The sequence below is a fragment of the Leifsonia sp. NPDC058248 genome, from assembly GCF_042881905.1.
GTDB lineage: Bacteria > Actinomycetota > Actinomycetes > Actinomycetales > Microbacteriaceae > Leifsonia.
Map to the genome: position 1 here is coordinate 1 of NZ_JBHVXB010000013.1, position 24,243 is coordinate 24,243.

Annotated in this window: 23 protein-coding genes; 17 read left to right on the top strand and 6 right to left on the bottom strand. The window is 69.5% G+C overall.

All coding sequences use genetic code 11. The annotated features are described in order from the left end of the window. Positions 1–920: 920 nt before the first annotated feature. Positions 921–1,739 carry a DUF1206 domain-containing protein gene (locus ACFVV5_RS17735; RefSeq protein WP_387246731.1) on the bottom strand — a complete coding sequence of 273 codons (819 nt, stop codon included), beginning with the start codon at positions 1,737–1,739 and terminating at the stop codon, positions 921–923. A gap of 106 nt (positions 1,740–1,845) precedes the next feature. Here ACFVV5_RS17735 and nusA point away from each other — a divergent pair, with 106 nt between their 5' ends. The 5 genes from nusA to ACFVV5_RS17760 all read left to right on the top strand — a co-directional run bounded on the left by nusA (position 1,846) and on the right by ACFVV5_RS17760 (position 6,906). Next, positions 1,846–2,853 (top strand): transcription termination factor NusA, encoded by a 1,008-nt coding sequence (nusA, locus tag ACFVV5_RS17740; protein WP_387246733.1) that lies wholly within the window; start codon positions 1,846–1,848, stop codon positions 2,851–2,853. Positions 2,854–2,885: 32 nt separating this feature from the next. Next, entirely contained in the window at positions 2,886–3,164 is a 279-nt protein-coding gene (locus ACFVV5_RS17745; protein ID WP_387246919.1) for a YlxR family protein, read from the top strand. Positions 3,165–3,247: 83 nt separating this feature from the next. Beyond that, a complete protein-coding gene (gene infB / locus ACFVV5_RS17750; RefSeq protein ID WP_387246735.1) occupies positions 3,248–6,067 on the top strand; it encodes a translation initiation factor IF-2 in 2,820 nt (939 codons plus the stop codon). 70 nt (positions 6,068–6,137) lie between these two features. Beyond that, positions 6,138–6,578, top strand: a complete 441-nt coding sequence (gene rbfA, locus ACFVV5_RS17755) for a 30S ribosome-binding factor RbfA (protein WP_387246737.1) — start codon at positions 6,138–6,140, stop codon at positions 6,576–6,578. A 37-nt stretch (positions 6,579–6,615) separates the two neighbouring features. After that, the gene (locus tag ACFVV5_RS17760; RefSeq protein ID WP_387246739.1) at positions 6,616–6,906 is read left to right on the top strand and encodes a YciI family protein; all 291 of its coding nucleotides are present in this window, start codon (positions 6,616–6,618) and stop codon (positions 6,904–6,906) included. 15 nt (positions 6,907–6,921) lie between these two features. Here ACFVV5_RS17760 and ACFVV5_RS17765 read toward each other — a convergent pair whose 3' ends face one another. Next, a complete protein-coding gene (locus tag ACFVV5_RS17765; RefSeq protein WP_387246741.1) occupies positions 6,922–7,785 on the bottom strand; it encodes an A/G-specific adenine glycosylase in 864 nt (287 codons plus the stop codon). Positions 7,786–7,893: 108 nt separating this feature from the next. Here ACFVV5_RS17765 and ACFVV5_RS17770 point away from each other — a divergent pair, with 108 nt between their 5' ends. After that, a complete protein-coding gene (locus ACFVV5_RS17770; protein ID WP_387246744.1) occupies positions 7,894–8,481 on the top strand; it encodes a hypothetical protein in 588 nt (195 codons plus the stop codon). A gap of 486 nt (positions 8,482–8,967) precedes the next feature. On the opposite strand, the gene ACFVV5_RS17775 is transcribed toward ACFVV5_RS17770, so the two are convergent. Next, on the bottom strand, positions 8,968–9,969 hold the full coding sequence (locus ACFVV5_RS17775) for a ketopantoate reductase family protein (protein WP_387246746.1): 1,002 nt from the start codon (positions 9,967–9,969) through the stop codon (positions 8,968–8,970). A gap of 98 nt (positions 9,970–10,067) precedes the next feature. Continuing rightward, complete coding sequence (locus ACFVV5_RS17780; RefSeq protein WP_387246748.1) at positions 10,068–11,549, bottom strand: MFS transporter; 1,482 nt, start codon at positions 11,547–11,549, stop codon at positions 10,068–10,070. A gap of 92 nt (positions 11,550–11,641) precedes the next feature. On the opposite strand from ACFVV5_RS17780, the gene ACFVV5_RS17785 reads away from it, so the two are divergent. Genes ACFVV5_RS17785 through ACFVV5_RS17810 form a run of 6 tightly spaced genes read left to right on the top strand, consistent with a single transcriptional unit; the run spans position 11,642 to position 16,235 of the window. Next, positions 11,642–12,256 (top strand): TetR/AcrR family transcriptional regulator, encoded by a 615-nt coding sequence (locus tag ACFVV5_RS17785; RefSeq protein ID WP_387246751.1) that lies wholly within the window; start codon positions 11,642–11,644, stop codon positions 12,254–12,256. After that, positions 12,253–13,161, top strand: a complete 909-nt coding sequence (gene truB, locus ACFVV5_RS17790; RefSeq protein WP_387246753.1) for a tRNA pseudouridine(55) synthase TruB — start codon at positions 12,253–12,255, stop codon at positions 13,159–13,161. The genes ACFVV5_RS17785 and truB overlap by 4 nt, the downstream gene beginning before the upstream one ends. After that, the gene (locus tag ACFVV5_RS17795) at positions 13,158–13,526 is read left to right on the top strand and encodes a hypothetical protein (protein ID WP_387246755.1); all 369 of its coding nucleotides are present in this window, start codon (positions 13,158–13,160) and stop codon (positions 13,524–13,526) included. The genes truB and ACFVV5_RS17795 overlap by 4 nt, the downstream gene beginning before the upstream one ends. 44 nt (positions 13,527–13,570) lie before the next feature. Beyond that, positions 13,571–14,080: a hypothetical protein gene (locus ACFVV5_RS17800; protein ID WP_387246757.1), complete on the top strand. Its 510-nt coding sequence runs from the start codon at positions 13,571–13,573 to the stop codon at positions 14,078–14,080. Continuing rightward, positions 14,077–15,018 carry a bifunctional riboflavin kinase/FAD synthetase gene (locus tag ACFVV5_RS17805; protein ID WP_387246758.1) on the top strand — a complete coding sequence of 314 codons (942 nt, stop codon included), beginning with the start codon at positions 14,077–14,079 and terminating at the stop codon, positions 15,016–15,018. The genes ACFVV5_RS17800 and ACFVV5_RS17805 overlap by 4 nt, the downstream gene beginning before the upstream one ends. Beyond that, positions 15,018–16,235, top strand: coding sequence for a CynX/NimT family MFS transporter (locus ACFVV5_RS17810; protein WP_387246760.1), 1,218 nt, complete (start codon positions 15,018–15,020; stop codon positions 16,233–16,235). Before ACFVV5_RS17805 ends, ACFVV5_RS17810 begins: the two co-directional genes overlap by 1 nt. Before the next feature lie 180 nt (positions 16,236–16,415). Here ACFVV5_RS17810 and ACFVV5_RS17815 read toward each other — a convergent pair whose 3' ends face one another. Beyond that, positions 16,416–17,351 (bottom strand): ROK family protein, encoded by a 936-nt coding sequence (locus ACFVV5_RS17815; protein WP_387246921.1) that lies wholly within the window; start codon positions 17,349–17,351, stop codon positions 16,416–16,418. Positions 17,352–17,448: 97 nt separating this feature from the next. Between ACFVV5_RS17815 and ACFVV5_RS17820 the strand changes: the two genes are divergently transcribed. From ACFVV5_RS17820 to ACFVV5_RS17840, 5 genes are all read left to right on the top strand, one after another. Beyond that, positions 17,449–18,405 (top strand): sugar-binding transcriptional regulator, encoded by a 957-nt coding sequence (locus tag ACFVV5_RS17820; RefSeq protein WP_387246763.1) that lies wholly within the window; start codon positions 17,449–17,451, stop codon positions 18,403–18,405. 13 nt (positions 18,406–18,418) lie between these two features. Further along, positions 18,419–19,441 (top strand): deoxyribose-phosphate aldolase, encoded by a 1,023-nt coding sequence (deoC, locus tag ACFVV5_RS17825; protein WP_387246765.1) that lies wholly within the window; start codon positions 18,419–18,421, stop codon positions 19,439–19,441. Between the two features lie 31 nt (positions 19,442–19,472). Continuing rightward, positions 19,473–20,990 (top strand): aldehyde dehydrogenase family protein, encoded by a 1,518-nt coding sequence (locus ACFVV5_RS17830; RefSeq protein ID WP_387246768.1) that lies wholly within the window; start codon positions 19,473–19,475, stop codon positions 20,988–20,990. Further along, the gene (locus ACFVV5_RS17835) at positions 20,987–21,847 is read left to right on the top strand and encodes an aldehyde dehydrogenase family protein (RefSeq protein WP_387246771.1); all 861 of its coding nucleotides are present in this window, start codon (positions 20,987–20,989) and stop codon (positions 21,845–21,847) included. Before ACFVV5_RS17830 ends, ACFVV5_RS17835 begins: the two co-directional genes overlap by 4 nt. A 136-nt stretch (positions 21,848–21,983) precedes the next feature. Beyond that, the gene (locus ACFVV5_RS17840; protein WP_387246774.1) at positions 21,984–22,562 is read left to right on the top strand and encodes a GDSL-type esterase/lipase family protein; all 579 of its coding nucleotides are present in this window, start codon (positions 21,984–21,986) and stop codon (positions 22,560–22,562) included. 397 nt (positions 22,563–22,959) lie between these two features. On the opposite strand, the gene ACFVV5_RS17845 is transcribed toward ACFVV5_RS17840, so the two are convergent. Then, a complete protein-coding gene (locus ACFVV5_RS17845; RefSeq protein WP_387246776.1) occupies positions 22,960–24,126 on the bottom strand; it encodes a M20/M25/M40 family metallo-hydrolase in 1,167 nt (388 codons plus the stop codon). Positions 24,127–24,243 lie beyond the last annotated feature (117 nt).

A 24,243-nucleotide genomic window follows, 5' to 3' on the forward strand; every position in this document is an offset into this window, starting at 1 on the left:
CGCGGCCCCCCCCGCGCGGGCGCGCGGGGGCGCATCGGGGCGCCCGGGCGCCGTGCGCCTCATGCGGAAACAGCTTTCGGATCCTTCCCCTTAACCCCCGCCCTTGCCCCACGAATCCACAGCGGGAGGTCCGCAGGGGTTGTGCACACATCTGGGAATGGCGTCGGGAACCTGGGCGGCGCGTGCGCACAGTTGTGGATGCACAAAGCTCACCAACTGCCCTATCTCCTGCGTCGGCAGCCGTTCACGACAGACGTCGCCCTCCGAATGGACGTGAAGGGTCGGAGGCTGCGGGCGCTCGATCTCACGCATCCCTTCCACGGTGTACATACCACCGCATCTGTCGATGACCACCGCGCGCGATGCGTCGCGTATGCAACGCGGATGGGCGGGGGCGTGGCCTTCAGCCACTACACGGCCGCCCGCTTGTACGGATGTCCGCTCCCGTCGGTTTGTCCGACCGATGTCCTCGACGTGAGCGTCGAGTACCCACGAACGCCTCCTCGCGGACGCGGTGTTGCCGGTCACAGCCTGAAGGTCCTCGATCTCGCGAACTGCGATGGGCTCCGCGTCTGTACGCCCGCGCAGACCTGGTGCCAGTTGGGAGGCCTCATCCCGCGCGAGGACCTGGTGGCGGTCGGGGACTACCTCATCGGAGCTCGCAAGCGGCGGGTGCTCGCGAATCACGACGAACTCACGGCGGCAGCGATCGCACACGGAAGGACCCGCGGAGCCGCAGACCGCAGATGGGCGCTGGAACGCATCCGGTGGGGCACCGATTCGCGACCGGAATCCCTGTTGCGGCTGGCGATGGTCGACGCGGGCGGTCGCCGAACGATTCGTGTCAAAGGTGCGGTTCACCGGCGATTGAACCGCACTTTTGGCACGAATCGCGTGGGATCGGCACGCGGCGCCGGCGGTCAGAGGCGGATGGCGACGGCGCGGACGCACCAGAAGACGCCGTAGGCGATGAGGCCGAGGCCGATGGCCGCCAGGAGGACGACGCCGAACGGCAGCTGGGTGAGCGCCTTGAGGGCGCCGTCGAGACCGGATGCCTTGGCCGGGTCGTAGGTGATGGCTCCGGCCAGCACCAGGCCGCCCACGACCCCGAGGGCGATCCCCTTGGAGATGTAGCCGATGCGTCCGAGGGTCTTCGTCGCCGGGGCGAGCGCGTTCGGGGGCAGCCGGAGGCCGCGTTCGTAGGTGAGGCGGATCCCGCTGACGAGGAAGCCGATGCCGACGCCGATGATCACGAGCCCGATCGACGCGAGCACGAAGACGCCGCCGGGCTGGGCGAGGAGCGTAGAACTCGCCGACTTCTCCGACGAGGACGCGTTCGCGCGGTTCCCGGCGGCGATGCCGATCGCGAGCACGGCGAGCGCGAGGTAGGCGACGCCCTTCGAGGCCTCGATGAAGCGGCGGCCGGCGCCGTCCGCGACGACCGTCTGCAGGATCTGCCACAGCGCGAGCGCGATCAGGCCGACGACGACCGCCCAGAGGACGAACAGCCCGCCGGGCACCGCCACGAGGGCTTGCATCGCTCCGGACTGGTCGGCGTTGCCGCTGCCGCTGCCGCCGCCGCCACCGCTGCTGCTGCTGCCGCTGCCGATCGCGATGGCGATCGCGATGACGCCGATCAGGATGTGGATCAGACCGATCGCCGCATTTCCCACGCGGGCGAGCGAGCGCACGATCGGATTGCGTTCCGCTCGGCGGGCGAGGACCTCGGTATCGGGCATGGCGGTCACGGTACCCCCGTTCCAGGCCGCGTCAGGATCGGATATCGTAGGTAGCTGAGTCCGTCGCGCGGTTCGCGGCGGCAAGATCTGAATAGAGGAGGCCGGCATGGACATCGACCTCAGCGTCTTACGTCTCATGGAACGCGAGCGGGAGATCCCCTTCGACGAGCTGGTGGCGATCATCGAGCAGGCGATTCTGACCGCCTACCTGAAGCACACCAACCAGGCGGACCACCACCACGGTCACAGCGACCAGCCGCCGGCTGCACGTGTGCACCTCGACCGCAAGACCGGCCATGTCACGGTGTACGTCCCGGAGAAGGACGACGAAGGCAACATCATCGGCGAGGCCGAGGACAGCCCCAGCGATTTCGGTCGCATCGCTGCATTCGCGGCCAAGCAGGTCATCAATCAGCGGTTGCGCGACATCGCGGACGACGCGGTGCTCGGCGAGTTCCGCGGGCGCGAGGGCGACATCGTCGCCGGGGTCATCCAGCAGGGGCCGAACCCCCGGATGATCCACATCGACCTGGGCAGCGTCGAGGCGATCCTGCCTCCGGAGGAGCAGGTCCCCGGCGAGGAGTACACGCACGGGTCGCGCATCCGGGTGTACGTCACGAGCGTGTCGAAAGGCATGAAGGGGCCGTCGATCACCGTGTCACGAACCCACCCGGCCCTGGTGCGCAAGCTGTTCGCGCTCGAGGTCCCGGAGATCGCCAGCGGCGTCGTCGAGATCGTGTCGCTCGCCCGTGAGGCCGGCCACCGCACCAAGATCGCCGTTCGCGCGACCGAGCCCGGTGTGAACGCGAAGGGTGCGTGCATCGGCGAGCTCGGCCAGCGCGTGCGCGCGGTCACCGCAGAACTGAACAACGAGAAGATCGACATCGTCGACTACTCGCCCGACCTGGCCACGTTCGTCGCGAGCGCCCTCTCGCCGGCCAAGGTGACGAGCGCATTCGTGATCGACGAGTCGCTGAAGGCGGTGCGCGCGCTGGTGCCCGACTATCAGCTCTCGCTCGCGATCGGCAAGGAGGGTCAGAACGCCCGCCTCGCCGCGAAGCTGACGGGCGCGAAGATCGACATCCAGCCGGACTCCATTCTCGACAGGGAGTGACCGTTCGGCGGTCCCAGCTCAAGAGGGGTAAGATGGATGCTGTTAGAACGTGCGTCGGATGCCGTTCTCGCGCTCCCCGATCCTCACTTCTGAGGGTCGTTGCCCGAAACTCAGAGCTCGTGGCGGACTACTCCGCCACTCTGCCGGGGCGGGGCGCGTGGCTCCATCCGACTGGCGAGTGTCTCGAGAAAGCCCTGCAGAGGCGCGCCTTCGGGCGAGCACTGCGGGTCGACGGGATGCTCGGAACCCAGGCCATCCAGGACGCACTACGAGAGAACAGGCTGAACGGCACAGTGAACTCAAATGAGTGACAACTAATGAGCGGCTCGAAATGAGACCCGTCCGTTACTAACGGTCTGCCCTGCTAGGGGTAGGCCCCCTAGACAGGAGAATTGTGGCTGCAAAACCACGCGTACACGAGGTCGCAAGCGAACTCGGAGTCGACAGCAAGGTAGCCCTTGCAAAATTGAAAGAGATGGGCGAGTTCGTCAAGGGCCCGTCCTCCAGCATCGAGCCGCCGGTCGCGCGCAAGCTTCGCGCTGCCCTCGAGGCGGAAGGCTTCACGGCCGACAAGGCGGCGTCCGCCGCCACCGAGCACAAGGCGTCGGCCCCGGCGCCTGCTGCAGCCTCGCGCCCGTCTGCTCCGGCCCCCGCGCCGGCAGCGCCCGCGTCGAGCGGCCCCGTCCCCACGGCTCCGCTGTCGGTGGCCGAGCGCCAGGCTCTCGCCGAGCAGAAGGCGGCAGCCGAGCAGAAGGCGGCGGCCGAGAAGGCCGAAGCCGACAAGGCCGCGTCTGCGAAGACCGCAGAAGCAGCGCCCGCGAGCACTCCGCCCGCAGGTGACACCGCCGAGAAGGCAGCGCCCACCCGTCCGGCGAGCAGCAGCGGCATCCCGCGTCCCGGCGCGCCGCGTCCCGGCAACAACCCCTTCGCGTCCAACCAGGGCATGGGCCAGCGCCCGAGCAACCCGCGTCCGGGCAACAACCCGTTCGCGAGCTCGCAGGGCATGGGTCAGCGCCCGACGCCGGGCAATATCCCGCGCCCGACGCCTCCGCGTCCCGGTTCGCCGCGTCCCGGTGCCCCCGGAGCGGGCGGCAACCGTCCGGGTCAGCGTCCCGGCGGTGCCGGCGGCGGCAGCCGTCCCGGCTTCCAGCAGCGTCCCGGTAGCGGCGGCGGTGCAGGTGCGGGAGCAGGTGCCGGTGGTGGCTTCCAGCGTCCCGGTGGCGGCTTCGGCGGCCCCCGTCCCGCTGGTGGTGGCGGTCGTGGTCGTGGACCCGGCGGCGGCACCGCAGGTGCCTTCGGTCGCGGTGGCGGCAAGAGCAAGGCTCGCAAGTCGAAGCGCGCCAAGAGGCAGGAATTCGAGCTGAGGGAAGCTCCGTCGCTGGGCGGCGTGAGCGTACCCCGCGGTGACGGCAACACGATCGTCCGTCTGCGCCGCGGAGCCTCGATCTCCGACTTCGCCGACAAGATCGACGCCAGCCCCGGAAACCTGGTGACCGTGCTGTTCCACCTCGGTGAGATGGCGACGGCGACCGAGTCCCTCGACGAGGCGACCTTCGGCATCCTGGGCGACGAGCTCGGCTACAAGGTGCAGATCGTGTCCCCGGAGGACGAGGACAAGGAACTGCTCGAAGGCTTCGACATCGACCTGGAGCAGGAGCTCGAGGACGAGACCGACGAAGACCTCGAGATCCGCCCGCCGGTCGTCACGGTCATGGGTCACGTCGACCACGGTAAGACGCGCCTTCTCGACGCGATCCGCAACGCCAACGTCGTTGCGGGCGAAGCCGGCGGCATTACCCAGCACATCGGTGCCTACCAGGTGTGGACCGAGCACGAGAACATCGAGCGCGCCATCACCTTCATCGACACCCCGGGCCACGAGGCGTTCACCGCCATGCGTGCTCGTGGTGCGCAGGTCACCGACATCGCGATCCTCGTGGTCGCGGCCGACGACGGCATCATGCCGCAGACCATCGAGGCGCTGAACCACGCGCAGGCCGCCAACGTCCCGATCGTGGTCGCAGTGAACAAGATCGACAAGCCGGAGGCGAACCCCGCCAAGGTGCGTCAGCAGCTCACCGAGTTCGGCCTCGTGGCCGAAGAATACGGCGGCGATGTGATGTTCGTCGACGTGTCGGCGCGCAACGACATCGGCATCCAGGATCTTCTGGATGCGGTGCTGCTCACCGCCGACGCCGGTCTCGACCTGCGGTCCAACCCCAACAAGGACGCCCGCGGTATCGCGATCGAGGCCAAGCTCGACAAGGGACGCGGCGCCGTGGCGACCGTGCTCATCCAGTCGGGAACGCTCCGCGTCGGAGACCCGATCGTCGCCGGAACGGCTTACGGCCGCGTCCGTGCGATGGTCGACGAGAACGGCGACACCGTGCACGAGGCCTACCCCTCGCGTCCGGTGCAGGTGCAGGGTCTGTCGAGTGTTCCGCGAGCCGGCGACACCTTCCTCGTCACCGAAGAGGACCGCACGGCGCGTCAGATCGCTGAGAAGCGTGAAGCCGCTGAGCGCAACGCCATGCTGGCGAAGTCGCGCAAGCGTATCTCGCTCGAGGACTTCACCCGTGCTCTGGAAGAGGGCAAGGTCGAGGCGCTCAACCTCATCATCAAGGGAGACGTCTCCGGTGCCGTCGAGGCGCTGGAGGAGTCGCTCATGAAGATCGAGGTCGACGACTCGGTTCAGCTGCGCATCCTGCACCGTGGTGTCGGTGCGATCACCGAGTCGGACATCGACCTGGCGACCATCGACAACGCGATCGTGATCGGCTTCAACGTCCGCCCGGACGTCAAGGCCCGCGAGCGTGCCGCCCGCGAAGGTGTGGATGTCCGGTTCTACTCGGTCATCTACAACGCGATCGACGACATCGAGAACTCCCTCAAGGGCATGCTCAAGCCGGAGTTCGAGGAGATCCAGTCGGGTGTGGCCGAGATCCGCGAGGTGTTCCGTTCCTCCAAGTTCGGAAACATCGCCGGTGTCATCGTCCGCTCCGGCACGATCACACGCAACGCCAAGGCACGCGTCATCCGCGACGGCGTGGTGGTCGGGGACAACCTGGCCATCGAGTCGCTGCGCCGGTTCAAAGACGATGTCACCGAGGTGCGTACGGACTTCGAAGCCGGTATCGGCCTCGGCAAGTTCAACGACATTCAGATCGGCGACGAGATCGAGACGACCGAGATGCGGGAGAAGCCCCGCGTCTAGGCGTGAGAGGAGGTCCGGAGGGTTCGCCTTCCGGGCCTCCGCCCATCACGGCAGGTGAAGGAGAGACAAGATGGCTGATCCGGCACGCGCGAGAAAGCTCGCGGACAGAATCAAGGTGATCATCGCCAAGCGGCTGGAGCGCGGTCTGCGTGACCCCCGCCTCGGCTTCGTGACGATCACGGACGTTCAGGTGACGGGCGACCTGCAGCACGCCTCGGTCTTCTACACGGTGTACGGCACCGACGAGGAGCGCGCGGACACCGCGGCCGCTCTGAAGGCGGCCACCGGGATGCTGCGCAGCGAGGTCGGAAAGAACATCACCGCGCGGCTCACCCCGTCGCTCGAGTTCATCCTCGACGCGATCCCCGAGAACGCCGCCCACATCGAGGGGCTCCTCCGTGAAGCGCGCGAGCGCGACACCGAGGTGGCGGGCCTTGCATCGGGTGCGGCGTATGCCGGCGACGAGGACCCCTACGTCAAGCCTCGCGAATTCGAGGACGACGAAGACTGACCTTCCGGTCGCCCGGCGGGTGGTCCAGAATGAGCGCATGTACGCCGTCTCGTTCTACGACACCGACCCGGATGCCGGGCCCGAGCATTTCCAGAAGCTGATCGACACGTACCCACGACATCGCGCCTACCTGGACGAGTTCGCGGCCGCCGGCGAGGTCCTCATGATCGGTACGTTCGGGGACCCGGTCACGGAAGGCTCAATGGCGATCTTCCGCTCGCGCGAGGCCGCCGAACGGTTCCGCGAGAGCGACCCGTTCTGGACCGAGGGGCTGGTGCACCGCTCGCGCATCCTCGACTGGGATCCGCTGGTCTTCGCCGAGGCCTGAGCCGGGCGACCGGCGTCACGGCAAGGTGTAGCCGCCGGCGTCGGCGACGGCGAGCCCGTCGGCGAGCAGTCCGGCGAGAGCCCGTTCGCGCTGCGGAGCATCCGGCCACAGCCCTTCGATCTCGGCGTCGGTGACCGGAATGTGCGAGGCGCGCAGCTCCGCCAGGATCAGACCGCGGACCTGACGGTCGGACCCCTCGTACTTCTTCTGCACCGCCTTGCGCGGCCCGTCGTAGGCCGGGTAGCCCTCGAGCCGCCAGGCGCAGGCGTCTCTCAGCGGGCACTCCGCGCAGCGCGGCGTGCGTGCGACGCACACCAGGGCTCCGAGCTCCATCATGCCGGCGTTGAAGGCCGCTGCCGCTGCGCGCTCATGGGGGAGGAGGGCCTCCATCGCGGCGAGGTCCCGTGCGGCGTTCGGCGGTCCGGGCTCACCCTGCCCGTCGACGGCCCGGGCGATCACGCGCCGGATGTTCGTGTCGACCACCGGATGCCGGTCGCCGTAGGCGAACACCGCCACAGCGCGCGCGGTGTAGTCGCCGATCCCCGGGAGCGCGAGCAGCGCATCCACCTCGTCAGGCACGATGCCGTCGTGCTGCTCAGTGATCGCGACCGCGCAGGCGTGGAGCCAGAGGGCACGCCGAGGATAGCCGAGCGACTGCCACGCACGCACCGCCTCCCCGGACGGCACCGCTGCGAGAGCGGCCGGTGTCGGCCAGCGCGTCAGCCACTCCTCGAGGCGCGGGATCACCCGGCTCACCGGAGTCTGCTGCAGCATGAACTCGCTGACGAGGGTTCCCCAGGCGGTGAAGCCGTCCCGCCTCCACGGCAGGTCCCGCTTGTTCGCGTGGTACCAGTCGACGACGGTGCCGGCGAAGCTCATGCGCTTCCCGCCTTCGCGTGGCGCGAGTGCACCCGTTCGAGCTCCGGCATGACCTCCAGCGTACCGGTCGAGGGTGACGGCGGCCTCGCCCCGGCCTAGGCTCAGGACATGAGACTGCCACCGACGCCCCGGGTCGACTTCCTGCGCGAACTCGTGGGTGAGATCGCCCACAATTACGGTCACGGCCGCGCCACCGTGGCGGTCGACGGCACGACCGGCACGGCGGAGCTCGCCGACGACCTCGCCTCCGTGTTCCAGGATGCCGGCTACGACGCGTTCCGTGCCTCGATCGGCGACTTCCATCGGTCGCGCTCCGAGCGCACGCGCGCGGGAGCGGAGACTCCGCAGAGCTACTACGGCGACGCGTACGACTACCGCACGCTCCGCCGCGTGCTGATCGACCCGTTCAAGCTGGCGGGCAGCACGGGCTTCCAGACGGCGGCATTCGACGCGCGCCGGGACGTGCCGGTGGAGAGCCGGTGGGAGACGGCCCAGGCCGACGCGCTGCTGATCGTCGACGGCGAGTTCCTGCTGCGGCCGGACCTGCGCGGGATCTGGAACTACTCGATCGAGCTGGTGAACGCTGAGGAGAATCCGGTCTACGAAGCCGACGCCGGTCCGCGGCTGTGGGCGAACTCGCTCGTCGACCTCACCGACCCGGAACTGCCGCGTCGGGTGTTCGCCGACAGCTGCTAGGCGGCGGGTGCTGCGCGGCGGCTGCCAGGCGCTAGCCGATGGGTGCCGGCGGGGGAAGGCTTCCGAACCGAGCCGGCGTGTTCGCTGTGCCGATCGGGACCTCGCCTCGTTATCCACAGGCCCGGGAAGTCCGGCCGCGCTGAGTTGCTCCAAAGTGTCGTTATCGAGGTCGTTTCGGGCGTCATAACGACAATATGGGGCAACTCAGCGGTGGTGCGGCGGGGGAGGAAGCTCCCGAACGGCCCTGGCGTGTTCGCCGTGCCCGGCGGGACCTCGCCTCGTTATCCACAGGCCCGGGAGGTCCGGCCGCGCTGAGTTGCCCCAAAGTGTCGTTATCGGGGTCGTTTCGGGCGTCATAACGACAATATGGGGCAACTCAGCGGCTGGCGCGTGGGTTGTGCTGGGGTGGGCTGGCGGGTGGGTGGTGCTGGGGTGGGCTGGCGCGTGGGGGTGGGGGTGGTGCGGGGTGCGGGGCTGGGGCGAGGCTCAGGCGAGGCCGCGCAGCCGGTCGACCACCGAATCCGGGGTCAGGAAGCTGCGGGTGCGCTCGACCTCGTGCACGAGGTCGACGAGGGCGGCGTTGACGGGCGCCTCCCGCCCCAGCTCGTGGGCCTCCCCGACGACGGCGCCGTTGAGGTAGTCGATCTCGGTGACCTGACCGCGCCGGATGCTCTGCAGCGTCGATCCCGGGTTCGGAGTCGTTCCCATCCGGCGACGCATCAGGAGGGGCACGAGCTGACCGGCCCAGAGCGGGGAGTACCCGACGAAGCGGAGGATGCCGTTGCTCAGGCCCTGGATGCTGCCGTAGTGCACGCCGGCGTCGAAGCCCACGCGGACGGCCTCGCGCATGCTCGCGGTGATGATGCGTCGCAGCCGGCGGTCGCCGAGCGTGTCCTGGGCGCTCAGGCCGGTGATGGCCGGCATCGCGTTGATCTGGTTGACGATGAGCTTCGTCCACTGGGAGCCGCTGAAGTTCTCGATGGCGAAGGCGGGCATCGCGGCGTCGAGGACGTCCGTGGCGAAGACGGCGGCGACGGGCGGCGCTCCTTCCCCCGCTCCGAGGTAGGTGTTGGACGGCGTGGTGACCGTGACCGTGCCGGGGGAGAGGAAGCTCGACGCGTAGAGGGCGAGGGCGCCGACGCAGTCCGAGTCGGGCAGGAGCGTGGCGGCCTGGCGCAGGCCGGTGAGCCCGTTCTGGACGATGACGACGGGGAGGCCGCCCAGCAGGTGCTGGTTCTCGCGGATGGCGGCGGCCGCATCCTGGGCCTTGGTGCAGACGAAGACGAGTTCGGGAACGGTCTGCAGGGTCTCGGCCGCCCCGACGCGGGCCACGTGATCGCCCCACGCTCCGCTGAGCCTCAGACCGTCGCGGCGGATGGCGTCGAGGTGCTCGCCCCGCGCGGTGACTTCGACGAGGTGGCCGACGCGGTCGAGGAGTGCTGCGATCGTGCCGCCGATGGCTCCCGCCCCGATCACCCCGATACGCATGATGACAAGCGTACGGGGTGTTTCGGGGCGGCAAGCTGCGACGGGCGGTGCCGGCGGGCCGACGGTGTCAGCGGGCCGACGGCGTCAGCCGGCCGACATCAGCGGGCCGGGGATGCCCCGTCGACGAGGGCGGCGGCTTCCGCCGATCCTTCGGCGGCGCCGGCGGACTCGAGCTCCTCGACGGCGTCGGCCGTGCCGCGCAGACGGCGGATGCCGGACGGCAGCGCCAGCGAGATCACGGCGGCGAGCGCAAGAGCCCCGGCGCCGACCCACACGGCCGGGATGGCGGCGTCCACGTAGCCGGTGGGGGTGAGCGTTCCGCCCGCTCCCGTGAAGACGGCGGTGAGGACCGCGATGCCGAGGGCGACCCCGATCTCCCGCAGGGTCGAGTTGGTTCCGGATGCCTTCGCGTGATCCTCCGGCTTCATGTTCACGAGCACGGCGGTCGAGCTGGGCGCGAAGACCAGGCCCATGCCGATGCCGGCGAGGAGGAACGGGGGCCACATCGCGGAGTAGGCGAGCGTCGCCGACAGGGTCAGCGCGATCCAGCTCATCGCGACGGCGAGGAATGTGAGCCCGACCACGATGGGCAGGCGGGTTCCGGTGCGCGGCGAGACGAGGCCGGTGAGCGGCGCGATCACCATCGGCGCCAGCGTCCACGGCATGGTCATCACGCCCGCTTCGAGCGGGGTGTGGCCCTGGACCACCTGGAGGAACTGGATGAGGATGAAGATCGCGCCGAAGATTCCGAAGCTGAAGGTCACGCCGACGAGGTTGGCGACCGTGAAGCTGCGGTCGCGGAACAGCCGAAGCGGCAGGAGGGGAGCCGGGGTCCGCTGCTCCCAGACGACGAAGGCGACCAGCAGCACGGCCCCGGCGATGAGCGATCCCATCACCTCGAAGCTGTCCCAGCCCGCCGGGTTGCCGCGCACGATCCCGAAGACGACACCGAGCACTCCGAGTCCGACGAGCAGCAGGCCGACGACGTCCGCGCGCACCCGCTTGCCGAAGCTGTTCGGGAGAGCGGCGAGCACGAGGGGGACCGCGATGACGCCGAGCGGGACGTTGAGCCAGAAGATGGCCTGCCAGTTCCAGCCTTGGACGACCGCGCCACCGATCAGCGGGCCGGTGGCGACGCCGAGACCGGCGACGCCTCCCCAGATGCCGATGGCCGCCGGGCGGAGCCGCTCGCTGACGCTTCCGGCGAGGAGGGTGAGCGAGAGGGGCATCAGCGCGGCGGCGCCGACGCCCTGCACGGCACGGGCCAGGATGAGCATCCACGGCTCGGTCGCGAGGGCGCTCGCCGCGGAGGCGAGCGTGAAGATGACGATGCCGGCGAGGAAGACGGTGCGCCGGCCGAAGCGGTCGCCGAGGGCGACGGCCATCAGCATGAAGGTGGCGAAGCTGAGCGTGTAGGCGTTGACGACCCACTGCAGTTCTTCGATGGAGGCGCCGAGGTCCCGGGAGATCACGGGGAGGGCGCTGGTGACGACGAGGTTGTCGAGTGTCGCCATGAACATCGGGAGCGATGCGGCGACGATTGCGAGCCAGATGGGCACGCGCCGGGTGCTGGAGGACATGGAGAGCCGTTCTGTCGTGGTTTCGAGCTGTCTTGTAATCGAATGATTACCTACAGACGCGACATTAGTAATCAACTGATAACCTGTCAAGTGTGAGCGACAAGATAAGCGACCGCATCCCCTCGGGGGAGCGTCGCGAACAGATCCTGGCCGCCGCGAGCCTGGTGTTCGGGGAACGCGGCTACTTCGGGGCGACCACCGACCAGATCGCGAAGGCGGCCGGCATCAGCCAGCCGTACGTGGTCCGGATGTTCGGCAGCAAGGAGAACCTGTTCGTCGAAGTCCTCGCCCGCGCCCTCGGCAAGCTGCTGGTCACCTTCGAGGAGACGATCGAGCGGTGGAAGGCCGACGGCGCCCCCGAGGACCAGATCACCCGGCTGCTCGGCACCGCCTACGTGAACCTCATCGAAGACCGCGGCATCCTGCTCTCACTCATGCAGGCCTTCAGCATGGGCCACGACCCGGTGATCGGGGAGAAGGCCCGCGACGGCTTCATCACCATCTACCGGGTCCTGCGCGACGAGGCCGGTTTCGAGCCGGAGCAGGTGCGCAGCTTCCTGGCCGAAGGGATGCTGCTCAACACGCTTCTCGGCCTCCGGCTGCCCGAGAAGTACGGCCTCGACGAGGCCGCCACGGAACTCCTCGAGTGCTCGTTCCAGACCAAGCTGCAGATGGTGCTCGACCTCGTCGGCGAGAAGAGCGCATGACGGCCAGCGGCATCCTGCTCGTCGACAAGCCGGGCGGCTGGACGAGCCACGACATCGTCGCGCGCACGAGACGGCTCGCCGGCACCCGCAAGGTGGGGCACGCCGGAACGCTCGATCCGATGGCGACCGGGCTGCTCATCCTGGGCCTCAACTCCTCGACCCGGCTGCTGACCTACATCGTCGGCACCGAGAAGGAGTACCTGGCGACCATTCGGCTCGGAGCCTCGACCACGACCGATGACGCTGAAGGGGACATCGTCGACCGCGCGCCCGACGCAGCGATCGCGGCGATCGCCGACGACGCCATCGCCGAGGGGATCGAATCGCTGACGGGCGAGATCGAGCAGATCCCGAGCGCGGTGAGCGCCATCAAGGTCGACGGCAAGCGGGCGTACGCGCGCGTGCGGGCCGGCGAGGAGGTCGTGCTCGACGCCCGGTCGGTGACCATCTCCGAGTTCGAACTGCTCGGAACGACCCGAGCGGAAGGCGCGGTCGATCTCGACGTTCGCGTCGTGTGCTCGTCGGGGACGTACATCCGGTCGCTCGCGCGCGACCTGGGCGCAGGCCTCGGAGTCGGCGGACACCTGACGGCGCTGCGGCGCACCCGCGTCGGACCGTTCTCGGTTCAGGATGCCCGGCCGATCGAAGGCCTCGACGTGGCCGGCCGGCTCGTCCCGGCGGCCGACGCGGCGAGCATCCTGTTCGAGCGCTTCGAGCTGAGCGAGCAGCAGGCCATCGATCTGACGCATGGGAAGCGCATCCACGTGCCCGACCGGGAGGATGGGAGCGGCGTGCCCGTCGCGGCCATCGCACCGACCGGCCACCTCGTCGGCCTCATCGAATTCCGGGGAAAAGAAGCCAGGAGCCTGGTGAACTTCCCGGCCGACGAGATCGCCGACGCATGATCGAGTGGTTCACGACGGTCCAGGTGATCGTCGCCGCGCTGGCAGGCGTGCTGTGCATCGTGCTCGGGCTGGCGGGTCGGGTGCCCGGCGACGTCAGCATGGGTGCGGTCGCGCTGGTCGAACTGCTGCTGGTGGGGCAGCTGGTCGTGGCGATCGTGGCGCCGCTGGCCGGCAACGAGCCCTCCGGCAGCCTCGCCGAGTTCTACATCTATCTGATGTCGGCGCTCATCCTGCCGCTCGCCGGGGCGTTCTGGGCGCTGATCGAACGCAACCGGTGGAGCACGGTGATCCTGGGCGGCGTCTGCCTGGCGATCGCGGTGATGGTCTACCGGATGGGCCAGATCTGGTTCGTGCAGGGCAGCTGAGCTCTGGCATCCGGCGGCGCCGCACGCGAATAGAATCGAAGGCGATGTCACACCACACCATGTCCGCGCGGGAGCACGGCGCCACGCACGACGGTCGGAGGCGCATCACCGGGATCGGCCGTCTCCTCGTCTTCGTCTACGGCGTGCTCGCCCTGGCGGCGACCGGGCGCAGCGTGTTCCAGATCATCGACCGCTTCGACGAGGCGCCGGTGGCGTTCTCCCTCTCGGCACTCGCGGCGGTGGTCTACATCGTGGCGACGATCGCCCTCATCGCCCCCGGCCGCACGTGGTACCGGGTGGCATGGATCACCATCAGCTTCGAGCTCGTCGGGGTGCTGGTCATCGGCTCACTGAGCCTGTTCGCCCCCGCCGCGCTCGGTCTGCACGACATCGACCCGTTCGGCCGCGACGCGACGGTGTGGTCGGTCTACGGAATGGGTTATCTGTTCATCCCGCTCGCCCTGCCGATCCTCGGCCTCATCTGGCTGCGCACCCACCGTCCGCTGCCGGCAGCACCCGCATCGGCGGAATCCGGCGAGGGGGCGGAATCGTGAAGGTCTTCCGGGAGCTCACGGAGGTGCCGGACGGATTCGGCCCGAGCGCCGTCACGATCGGAAAGTTCGACGGCGTGCACTCCGGCCATCGCGCGGTGATCCGACGCCTGCGCGAGGTGGCCGCCGAGAAGGGGCTCACCTCGACGGTGATCACGTTCGACCGCAACCCGCTCGAGGTCCTCGCACCCGAGAAGTGCCCTCCGTCGCTCGTGAGCATCGAGCAGAAGCTCGACCTGCTGGCCGGGACCGGGGTGGATGCGACCCTCATGATCGCGTTCGACCGCGCGCTCGCCGACCTCAGCCCCGTCGACTTCGTGCGCCGCATCCTGGTCGACAGCCTGCACGCGGCGGCGGTGCTCGTCGGCAGCGACTTCCGCTTCGGCGCGCGCGGCGCCGGTGACGTGGCGATGCTGCGCGAGCTGGGAGCGACCTACGGCTTCGTCGTGCACCTCATCGACGACGTGCGGCCCGAAGCCGGGCGACGGGTGTCGTCGACCTGGATCCGCGAGCTCCTCGCCGAGGGCGACGTGGCGCACGCGGCCTCGCTGCTCGGCCACATCCCGGCCCTTCGCGGCGTCGTGGTGCACGGCGCCAAGCGCGGCCGCGAGCTCGGCTTCCCGACGGCGAACCTCTCGCCCGACTCGGAAGGGCTCATCCCCGCCGACGGCGTCTACGCGGGCTGGCTCACCGACAAGGGAGAGCGGTATCCGGCCGCGATCTCGGTCGGCAACAATCCGACGTTCGAGGGCGTGCCGCAGAAGCAGGTGGAGGCCTACGTCCTCGACCGCGAGCTCGACCTCTACGGCCACCACGTGGAGATCTCGTTCGTCGAGCGCATCCGCGGCATGGTGGCCTACTCCGGCATCGACCCGCTCATCGCGCAGATCGCCGACGATGTGACCCGGGCCCGACGCATCCTCGCCGTCGAGCCCGCCTGATGACGCAGCCGACTCCGCGACCGCTCTGGCACGGTCGCACGATCGCTCTGCTCGGAATCCTGCTCGTCGCAGCCAACCTGCGCACCGCCGTCGCGGCCCTGTCGCCGATCTTCGCCGAGATCCGCCTCGAGTTCGACGTGTCCAGCCTGGGGGTCGGACTGCTCGGGATGCTCCCGCCGGTCTGCTTCGCCGTCTTCGGCATCCTCGCGCCGCTCTTCACGCGCAGGGCCAGCCTCGAGACCGTCATGGTGATCTCCCTGACCGTGATGCTCGCCGGACACCTGGTGCGGGCGACGGCCGGATCGTTCGCCGTGCTCGCGATCGGCTCGGCGATCACGTTCGCGGGGATGGGGGTCGGCAACGTGCTGCTCCCCCCGCTGGTCAAGCGGTACTTCCCCGACCGGATCGGGCTCGTCACCTCGCTGTACGCGACGATCATGTCGATCAGCACACTGCTGCCGCCGCTGATCGCGGTCCCGGTGGCCGACGCGACGAGCTGGCATGTGTCGGTCGGGCTGTGGGGGGCGGTGAGCCTGCTGGCGATCCTGCCCTGGCTGCGCATCCTGATCTCGCACAAGCCGGCGCATCCGGCCCACGACGTCGAGGTGGAGGGAGCGCCGAAATCACTCGGCCGGATCTGGCACGCGTCGCTGGCCTGGGCGATGGCGATCGTGTTCGCTGCCTCGTCGCTGAACGCGTATGCGATGTTCGCCTGGCTGCCCGAGATCCTGCACGACACCGCCGGGTCGTCGCCTGCCGAGGCGGGGGCGCTGCTGTCGCTGTACGCGGCCATGGGCATCCCGGCGGCCCTTCTGGTGCCGATGCTGGCGTCGCGGATGAAGAATGTGGCGCTGCTGATCTACGCCGGGGTGGCGAGCTTCGTGATCGGCTACCTGGGCCTGATCTTCGTCCCGGGGACCGCGACCTGGGTGTGGGTGGTGTTCGCAGGGCTTGGGCCGCTCCTGTTCCCCCTGAGCCTGCTGCTCATCAACATGCGGACGCGCACCCACGCGGGCGCAGTGGCGCTCAGCGGGTTCACGCAGGGTGTCGGCTACACGCTCGGGGCGCTCGGCCCGCTCGTCGTCGGGGTGCTGCATCAGGTGACCGGTCAGTGGACGCTCGCGCTCGTCGTGCTTACCGCGACGGCCCTTGCGGCGGCCGGCGCGGGCGCGGTCGTCGCGCGCCCGCACTACCTCGAGGACTCACCGCGCCGCTGAGCGCCCCGTCCCGTCCCGTCCCGTCCCGTCCCGGACGTCGAGTCCGGAGTTGTTGGGTTGAAATCGCGGATTTCGACCCAACAACTCCGGACTCGATTGCGGAGCGGACTGCGCGGAGCGGACTGCGCGGGGGAGCGGACTGCGGGGAGCGGACGCTGCGGAGCAGACTCCGTGGAGCGGCTAGGGCAGGAGATTCGCGCGGTGGATCAGCGCCGCGGCGCCGATCAGGGGGCCCTCGGAGGAGAGGGCGCTGGGCACGATGCGCACCTTGCGCACGTACGGGAAGTAGTGGTCGGCGATGACCTTGCGCATGTGGTCGAACAGGTCGGGGGTCGCGTGCGAGAACCCGCCGCCGATGGCGACCAGCTCGAGGTCGAGCAGGGCCGTGGCGGAGGCGATGGCGCGTCCGACGGCCTCACCAGTGCGCGCGATGGCGGCGCGTGCCACCTCGTCGCCCGCAGCGTACGCGGCGGCGAGCTCTTCGCCGGTGGTGCCGGTGAATCCCTGGCGCCGAGCCCAGGCGACCGTGTGCGGTCCGGAGGCGATGGCCTCGAGGGCGCTCGGGTTGCCGAACGTGTCGTCGCCGATGAGGTCCCCCACCTCGACGTGGCCGATGTGGCCTGCATTCCCGGTGGGGCCGGTGATCACCCGGCCGCCGACGATGAGCCCGCCTCCGATGCCGGTGGAGACGACCATCCCCATCACGTTGTCGACGCCTTGCGCCGCGCCGACCCAGTGCTCGGCCATCGTGATCGCGACGCCGTCCATCTCCAGCGTGACCGGGATGTCGAGGCCGGCGTCTTCGACGACGCTCGCGATGAAGTCGCGCAGCGGGTAGTCGCGCCAGTGCGGCACGTTGAGGGGGGAGACGAGGCCCCGGATGCGGTCGATCGGTCCCGCGCATCCGATGCCGACGCCGACGAGCGCGGCCCCCTCGGGAAGGGCGTCGATGGCGGCGCGCACCACCCCGCCGACCGAGGTCTCGAGGTCGGCGACCGTCGCGGTGCGACCGGTGGGCATACGGTGGCGCGAGCCTTCGATGAGCCGGCCGTCGGTGTCGACGAGCGCGGCTTCGACCTTGGTTCCGCCGAAGTCGACGGCGAGCGCGAGGGGAATGAGCACGACCCCAACCCTAAACGAAAGGCGGCTTGCTCATATGAGCAACATCTGCGCAGACGTTGCTCAGTCGCGCGGGCCTTCCTATGCTGGACGAGTGGCCCTGAACGACACCGATGAGATCCTCGCCGTCAAAGCCGCGGAACTCTACTACGAGGCCGGCAAGACACAAGACGAGATCGGTCTCGCCCTCAGTGTGAGCAGATGGAAGGTCGGACGGTTGCTGGTCGCGGCACGTGAGCACGGTTTCGTGCGCATCGAGATCGTGCACCCGAGCGCCCGCCGGTTCTCGCTCGAACGCGAGCTCTGCGGCTTCTACGACCTGGCGGACGCCGTCGTCGTCCCCGCACTCGACTCCGAGTCGGATCTGCAGGCGCGCGTCGCGCAGGCGGCAGCCGACTACCTCACCACGCTCCGCCCGGTTCCCCGCACGCTCGGCGTGAGCTGGGGCCGCACCCTGCACGCCGTCGCCGCCCGCCTGCGCCCCGGCTGGGCCGTCGGCGTCAACCCGGTTCAGATCAACGGCAGCGTCTCCAGCACCCGTCAGGCCACCGCGGCCGCCGACACCGCCGTGGTGATCGCGCGCAAGGCAGCCGGCACGGCGACGCTGCTCCCCAGCCCGGCCATCTTCGAGCAGGCCGCCACCCGGCGCGCCATCGAGGCCGACCGCTCGGTGCAGAGCGTGCTCGAGCTGGCCCGCAACGCCTCGGCCTACCTGTTCAGCGCCGGCGTGGTCGACACCAGCTCGGTGCACGTCGACAGCGGCTACCTGACCCCGGATGACGTGCTCTCGCTCGCGGCGAAGGGCGCGGTCGGCGACGTGGTCGGCCGTTTCATCACCGAGACCGGCCAGGTGGCCGACGAAGAGCTCAACAACCGGACGCTCGGCATCTCGCTCGACGAGCTCCGTGCCGCGCGCACGAGCATCGCCGTGATCGCCGGAGAGACCAAACACCGGATCGCCCACGCTGTGGTGTCGAGTGGGCTGTGCACCACTCTCATCACCGATGAGGCGACCGCGAACCACCTGCTCGGCCGCACAGAGCCGAGTTGACAGAAGGAGTGACGTGACCATCGAAACGACGCCGCCCGTGCGAACCCTCGCACCTGCGGCCCGGGCAGTGGATGTGCTGGGCGGCGACCTCACGGAAGCCAGCCTGCGCCGTTACCTGAACGGCATCCCCGGGGTCGACGCCGTCGGCCTGGAGCAGCGCGCAGCCGGACTCGGGACGCGCTCGATCAAGACCACCAGCAAGGCCTGGGCCCTCGACACGATCATCAGCCTGATCGACCTCACCACCCTCGAAGGCGCCGACACGCCCGGCAAGGTGCGCTCGCTCGTCGCCAAGGCGCTCACCCCCGACCCCGGCGACCTGACCACCCCGCGGCCCGCCGCGGTCTGCGTGTACGGCGACATGGTCCCGTACGCCGTCGAGGCACTGGGCAGCGCGCACGCGGGCACGACGCCTGGCGGTGTGAACGTCGCCGCCGTCGCCACCGCGTTCCCCAGCGGGCGGGCATCCCTCGCCGTCAAGCTGGCCGACACGGCCGACGCCGTCGCCGCGGGCGCGGACGAGATCGACATGGTCATCGACCGTGGCGCCTTCCTCTCCGGCCGCTACGGCCTCGTCTTCGACGAGATCGTCGCCGTCAAGGAGGCCTGCCGCCGGCCCGACGGGAGCTACGCCCACCTCAAGGTGATCCTGGAGACCGGCGAGCTCAACACCTACGACAACGTCCGCCGGGCATCCTGGCTCGCGATCCTCGCCGGAGGCGACTTCATCAAGACCTCCACCGGCAAGGTGTCGCCCGCCGCGACACTCCCCGTCACGCTGTCGATGCTCGAGGTCGTGCGCGACTGGCACCGGCTGACCGGCGAGAAGATCGGAGTGAAGCCCGCCGGCGGCATCCGGTCGTCCAAAGACGCGATCAAATACCTGGTCGCCGTCGCCGAGACCGCGGGCGAGGAGTGGCTCCAGCCGCACCTGTTCCGGTTCGGCGCCTCCAGCCTGCTCAACGACGTGCTGCTGCAGCGCCAGAAGCTGAGCACCGGACACTACTCCGGCGCCGACTACGTCACGATCGACTAAGCGCTCACCCCAGATTGGCGAAGACAGAACAATGAGTTTCCTCGAATACGCACCGGCCCCCGAGTCGCGCTCGATCCTGAACCTGCGCGACCAGTACGGCCTGTTCATCGACGGCGAGTTCGTCGAGGGCAACGGCACCCCCTTCCAGACCATCTCCCCGGCGAGCGAAGAGCGCATCGCGACCATCTCGACGGCCAACGCCGCCGACATCGACACCGCCGTGGCCGCGGCGCGCCGCGCCTACGAGCGCGTCTGGTCCCGGATGAGCGGCAGCGACCGCGGCAAGTACCTGTTCCGCATCGCGCGCCTCGTCCAGGAGCGTGCGCGCGAGCTGGCGGTGGCGGAGAGCCTCGACAACGGAAAGCCGATCAAGGAGAGCCGCGACGTCGACGTCCCCCTGGTCGCCGCCTGGTTCTTCTACTACGCCGGATGGGCCGACAAGCTCGACCACGCCGGTCTCGGCCCCGCGCCGCGCGCGCTCGGTGTCGCAGCGCAGGTCATCCCGTGGAACTTCCCGCTGCTCATGCTCGCGTGGAAGATCGCGCCTGCCCTCGCCGCCGGCAACACCGTCGTGCTGAAGCCGGCCGAGACCACGCCGCTGACCGCGCTCCTGTTCGCGGAGATCGTGCAGCAGGCCGGCCTGCCCGCCGGCGTCGTCAACATCGTCACCGGCGCCGGCGAGACCGGCCGCGACCTGGTCAACCACCCCGACGTGAACAAGGTGGCCTTCACCGGCTCGACCGCTGTCGGCCGCGAGATCGCACGCTCGGTCGCGGGCACCGACAAGAAGCTGACGCTCGAACTCGGCGGCAAGGCCGCGAACATCGTCTTCGACGACGCGCCGATCGACCAGGCGATCGAGGGAATCGTCAACGGCATCTTCTTCAACCAGGGCCACGTCTGCTGCGCCGGAAGCCGCCTGCTGGTGCAGGAGAGCATCCACGAGGAGGTCGTCGACCGTCTCAAGACACGCCTGTCGACCCTGCGCCTCGGCGACCCGCTCGACAAGAACACCGACATCGGCGCGATCAACAGCGCTGAGCAGCTGCAGCGCATCCGCGAGCTGTCCGATATCGGGGAGGCCGAAGGCGCCGACCGCTGGAGCCTCGCTTGCGAGATCCCGGAGCGCGGCTTCTGGTTCGCGCCGACGATCTTCGACAACGTGTCCACCAGCCACCGGATCGCCCGCGAGGAGATCTTCGGCCCGGTGCTGTCGATCCTCACCTTCCGCACGCCCGCCGAGGCCATCGCGAAGGCGAACAACACGCCGTACGGCCTCTCCGCCGGCATCTGGTCCGACAAGGGCAGCCGCATCCTCGCCGTCGCCGACCAGCTGCGCGCCGGTGTGATCTGGGCCAACACCTTCAACCGCTTCGACCCGGCCAGCCCGTTCGGCGGCTACAAGGAGTCCGGCTTCGGCCGTGAGGGCGGGCGGCACGGTCTCGGGGCGTACCTCGCGCCGAGCCGCGCGCTGCCGGCAGGCCGCGTCGTCCCGGCGGTGCCGGCCACCGCATCCACCACCACGACCCGCAAGGGAGCCAAGAAATGAGCCGCCTGACCGTGCCGAAGACGTACAAGCTCTACATCGGCGGCAAGTTCCCCCGCAGTGAGTCCGGGCGCACGTACGAGGTGGTGTCGGCCAAGGGCGCGTTCCTGGCGAACGCCGCCAAGGGGTCGCGCAAGGATGCCCGCGATGCGGTCGTCGCCGCGCGTTCGGCCCTCGCGGGCTGGTCCGGGGCGACCGCCTACAACCGCGGCCAGGTGCTGTATCGCATCGCCGAGCTGCTCGAGGGCCGTCGTGCCCAGTTCGTCGACGAGATCGTGCAGGCCGAGGGCGTCTCCGCCGCGGTGGCCGGCTCCCAGGTCGACGAGGCGATCGACCGCTGGGTCTGGTACGCCGGCTGGGCCGACAAGTTCGCCCAGGTGGCGGGCAACGCCAACCCGGTCGCCGGGCCGTACTTCAACATCTCGGTACCGGAGCCGACCGGCGTGGTCGCGATCGTCGCCCCGCAGGACACGAGCCTGCTGGGCTTCGTCAGCGCGGTCGCGCCGGCCCTCGTGACGGGCAACACCGTCGTGGTCGTCGCGAGCGAGCGGTTCCCGCTGTCGGCGATCAGCCTGAGCGAGGTGCTCGCGACGAGCGACGTCCCGGGCGGGGTCGTGAATATCCTCACCGGCTCGCCTGCCGAGATCGCGCCGTGGCTCGCCTCGCACGCCGACGTCAACGCGCTCGACCTCGTGGGCGCGGGCGACCTCGAGTGGGTCGACCTGCAGATCGCCGCCGCCGACACGCTCAAGCGCGTGCTGCAGCCGGAGAACGGCCCGGATGCGGCGGCCCCCTCGGTCGACCGCATCGCGTTCTTCACCGAGACGAAGACGGTCTGGCACACCAAGTCGCTGATCTGAGTCGCGACCACCGTCGAAGGGTGGCCAACGCATCCGGAACCACCGGTTTTCGATGCGTCGGCCACCCTTCGACGTTCGGCGGAGTGGCGCTTGCGACGATCCCGAGAGAGGATGGTGAGACGGAAGAGGAGGTGCGATGTCGGATCAGGGACCGACGGCCCTCGTCGGGGACAGTCTCATCCAAGGAGGAGACTGGCAGGCATGGCTACCAGGCGAGCAGATCTACAACTTCGGCGTGGGGGGCGACACGACCGATGATGTGATCGCCCGACTGTGGGACGTGATCAACTCACGGCCGACTCTCATCGCGCTCCTCATCGGCACCAACGACCTCGCCTGGCGGCGGTCGGTCGAGCATGTCGTGCGCAACGTCGAGACCATTCTGGTGACCTTGCGCAGGGAGCTGCCCGAGGCGCACATCCTGGTGCAGTCGGTGCTGCCGCGCGGGCACGAGTTCGCCGATCAGATCCGCGACATCAACCGGCACCTGTGGCAGTTCGCGCCGACCGTCCACGCGCAGTGGCTCGACCTGTGGCCGGCCCTCGCGCTGGAGGACGGCGAACTGAACCCGCGGTACAGCGACGACCGCCTGCACCTCAATCAGGACGGCTACACCGCCTGGGTGAACGAGCTGATCCCGGCCCTCGAGCGCACGCGGCAGCTGCCGCCGAGCAGCCGGGCGATCCAGCTTCCCGACCTCGGCGGAACCTACTAGAGCGCTTGGCTCGTCGTCGGTTGTGTCGGTAAATCGTGCAGGGTTGATCGGTGCTGCGGTTTCGTGGCAATAGGGTTGTTGGGTGGGCGCTGGATCGTGGGTCGTCGACCCGGTGACGCAAAAGGAGTTGTGGGTTCCCGCCTGGTCGACGCCTGAGCGGGCGTTCCAGCAGGCGGCGCTCGCGCGGGCCGGCGGCCTGCGTTCGATCCGATTCTTAGGGAGGAGTCGGTCGACCCTTTCACTGGCTGGCGGTCCGATGCCGACCGCACTGCCTGGGAAACGGACGGCGAGGCACTCCTGGAGCAGCTCGTGCGAGAGGTCTGGGACATCGCGCAGTCGACCCGGCCCGCCGGCTCTGGCATTCCTCGGTCCTGCAACAGAACCTGGCGCCCGGCCGTCAGCGGCGGCGGAGCAGGGCGGCGTAGAAGCCGATTCCGCGCAGCCACGTCTTCACGTGGATCCGCTCGTTGCGGGCATGCAGCGTGCCGCGCTCGTCCGCGCTCATCTCGAACGGGGTGAACCGGTAGACGGCGTCGCTGATCGCTGTGAAGTGCCGGGCGTCGCTGGCGCCGAGCATCACGTAGGGCGTGACCACGGCATCCGGATGCGCGGAGCGGACACTCCCGCTCACCGCCTCCCACTCCGCCCCGGTCGTCGGGGACACGGGGGACGGCTCGCTGGCGTCGACCGCCTCGATGCGCACCAGCGGGTCGCGGACGGCCCGGCGGAGATGGGCGAGGGTCTCGGCGACGCTCGATCCGACAGCGATGCGCACGTTGACTATCGCGTGGGCCGTCTCGGGCAGCGCGTTCGCCGCGAGGCTGCCGCTCAGCTGCGTGACGGCCGTGGTCGTGCGCACGATCGCACGGGTCTCGTCGCTCACCCGGCCGAGCACGGCGACGAGTGCGGGCTTGAAGCGGCGGGCCCGCGTGAACACGGCGCGCAGCGGGCCCGTGGTGTGGGCGCCGAGGGTCTCGACCATCTGCAGGTTGGTCTCGGTGAGCCGGGCGGGGAACGGTCTGGCGTTGAGGCGGGTGATCGCGCGGGCGAGCCGCACCGTCGCCGTGAGCCTGGGCGGCGTCGACGCATGACCGCCGTTCTGCTCGACGGTGAGGCGCACGCTGGTGATGCCCTTCTCGCTGACCCCGATGACCGCGATCGGCTTGACCACCCCCGGGAAGATCCCTTCGACCACTGCTCCGCCCTCGTCGACGACGAGGGCCGGCCGTACCCCGCGGTTGCGAAGAGCGGCGACGATCGCCTGAGCGCCGGAGCCGACGGTCTCCTCGTCGTGCCCGAAGCTCAGGTACACGTCGTTCGCCGGAACGAACCCGTCGAGCACGAGGGCTTCGACGGCTTCGAGGATCGCGGCGAGCGCGCCCTTGTCGTCGAGCGTTCCACGGCTCCAGAGCACCCGCCGGTCGTCGTCGGCCGTCGCCGATCCGGTGAGCTCGGCGCCGAACGGCGGATGCTCCCAGCCGTCGTCGGTGGCTGGGACCACGTCGTAGTGCGCCATCAGCACCGTCGGGGCGCCATGGCCGGAGCCGGCCCAGCGGTAGAGCATCGAATGCCCGTGGAGCTCGCGCTCGAGGGTGGTGTGCAGTGCGGGGGTAGAGCTCGGGCAGCAGTTCGACGAAACGGTCGAACGCCGTCCAGTCGGTCTCGGTCACGTCGTTGCGCG

What these genes read in the sequence shown, in the direction of transcription:
- ACFVV5_RS17780 (WP_387246748.1), bottom strand. Translation starts at nt 11,549, where the DNA reads ATGTCCTCCAGCACCCGGCGCGTGCCCATCTGGCTCGCAATCGTCGCC.
- ACFVV5_RS17840 (WP_387246774.1), top strand. Translation starts at nt 21,984, where the DNA reads ATGTCGGATCAGGGACCGACGGCCCTCGTCGGGGACAGTCTCATCCAA.
- ACFVV5_RS17835 (WP_387246771.1), top strand. Translation starts at nt 20,987, where the DNA reads ATGAGCCGCCTGACCGTGCCGAAGACGTACAAGCTCTACATCGGCGGC.
- ACFVV5_RS17745 (WP_387246919.1), top strand. Translation starts at nt 2,886, where the DNA reads ATGGATGCTGTTAGAACGTGCGTCGGATGCCGTTCTCGCGCTCCCCGA.
- ACFVV5_RS17830 (WP_387246768.1), top strand. Translation starts at nt 19,473, where the DNA reads ATGAGTTTCCTCGAATACGCACCGGCCCCCGAGTCGCGCTCGATCCTG.
- nusA (WP_387246733.1), top strand. Translation starts at nt 1,846, where the DNA reads ATGGACATCGACCTCAGCGTCTTACGTCTCATGGAACGCGAGCGGGAG.
- ACFVV5_RS17760 (WP_387246739.1), top strand. Translation starts at nt 6,616, where the DNA reads ATGTACGCCGTCTCGTTCTACGACACCGACCCGGATGCCGGGCCCGAG.
- rbfA (WP_387246737.1), top strand. Translation starts at nt 6,138, where the DNA reads ATGGCTGATCCGGCACGCGCGAGAAAGCTCGCGGACAGAATCAAGGTG.
- ACFVV5_RS17800 (WP_387246757.1), top strand. Translation starts at nt 13,571, where the DNA reads ATGTCACACCACACCATGTCCGCGCGGGAGCACGGCGCCACGCACGAC.
- ACFVV5_RS17775 (WP_387246746.1), bottom strand. Translation starts at nt 9,969, where the DNA reads ATGCGTATCGGGGTGATCGGGGCGGGAGCCATCGGCGGCACGATCGCA.
- ACFVV5_RS17765 (WP_387246741.1), bottom strand. Translation starts at nt 7,785, where the DNA reads ATGAGCTTCGCCGGCACCGTCGTCGACTGGTACCACGCGAACAAGCGG.
- ACFVV5_RS17845 (WP_387246776.1), bottom strand. Translation starts at nt 24,126, where the DNA reads ATGCTCTACCGCTGGGCCGGCTCCGGCCATGGCGCCCCGACGGTGCTG.
- truB (WP_387246753.1), top strand. Translation starts at nt 12,253, where the DNA reads ATGACGGCCAGCGGCATCCTGCTCGTCGACAAGCCGGGCGGCTGGACG.
- ACFVV5_RS17735 (WP_387246731.1), bottom strand. Translation starts at nt 1,739, where the DNA reads ATGCCCGATACCGAGGTCCTCGCCCGCCGAGCGGAACGCAATCCGATC.
- ACFVV5_RS17770 (WP_387246744.1), top strand. Translation starts at nt 7,894, where the DNA reads ATGAGACTGCCACCGACGCCCCGGGTCGACTTCCTGCGCGAACTCGTG.
- ACFVV5_RS17795 (WP_387246755.1), top strand. Translation starts at nt 13,158, where the DNA reads ATGATCGAGTGGTTCACGACGGTCCAGGTGATCGTCGCCGCGCTGGCA.
- ACFVV5_RS17810 (WP_387246760.1), top strand. Translation starts at nt 15,018, where the DNA reads ATGACGCAGCCGACTCCGCGACCGCTCTGGCACGGTCGCACGATCGCT.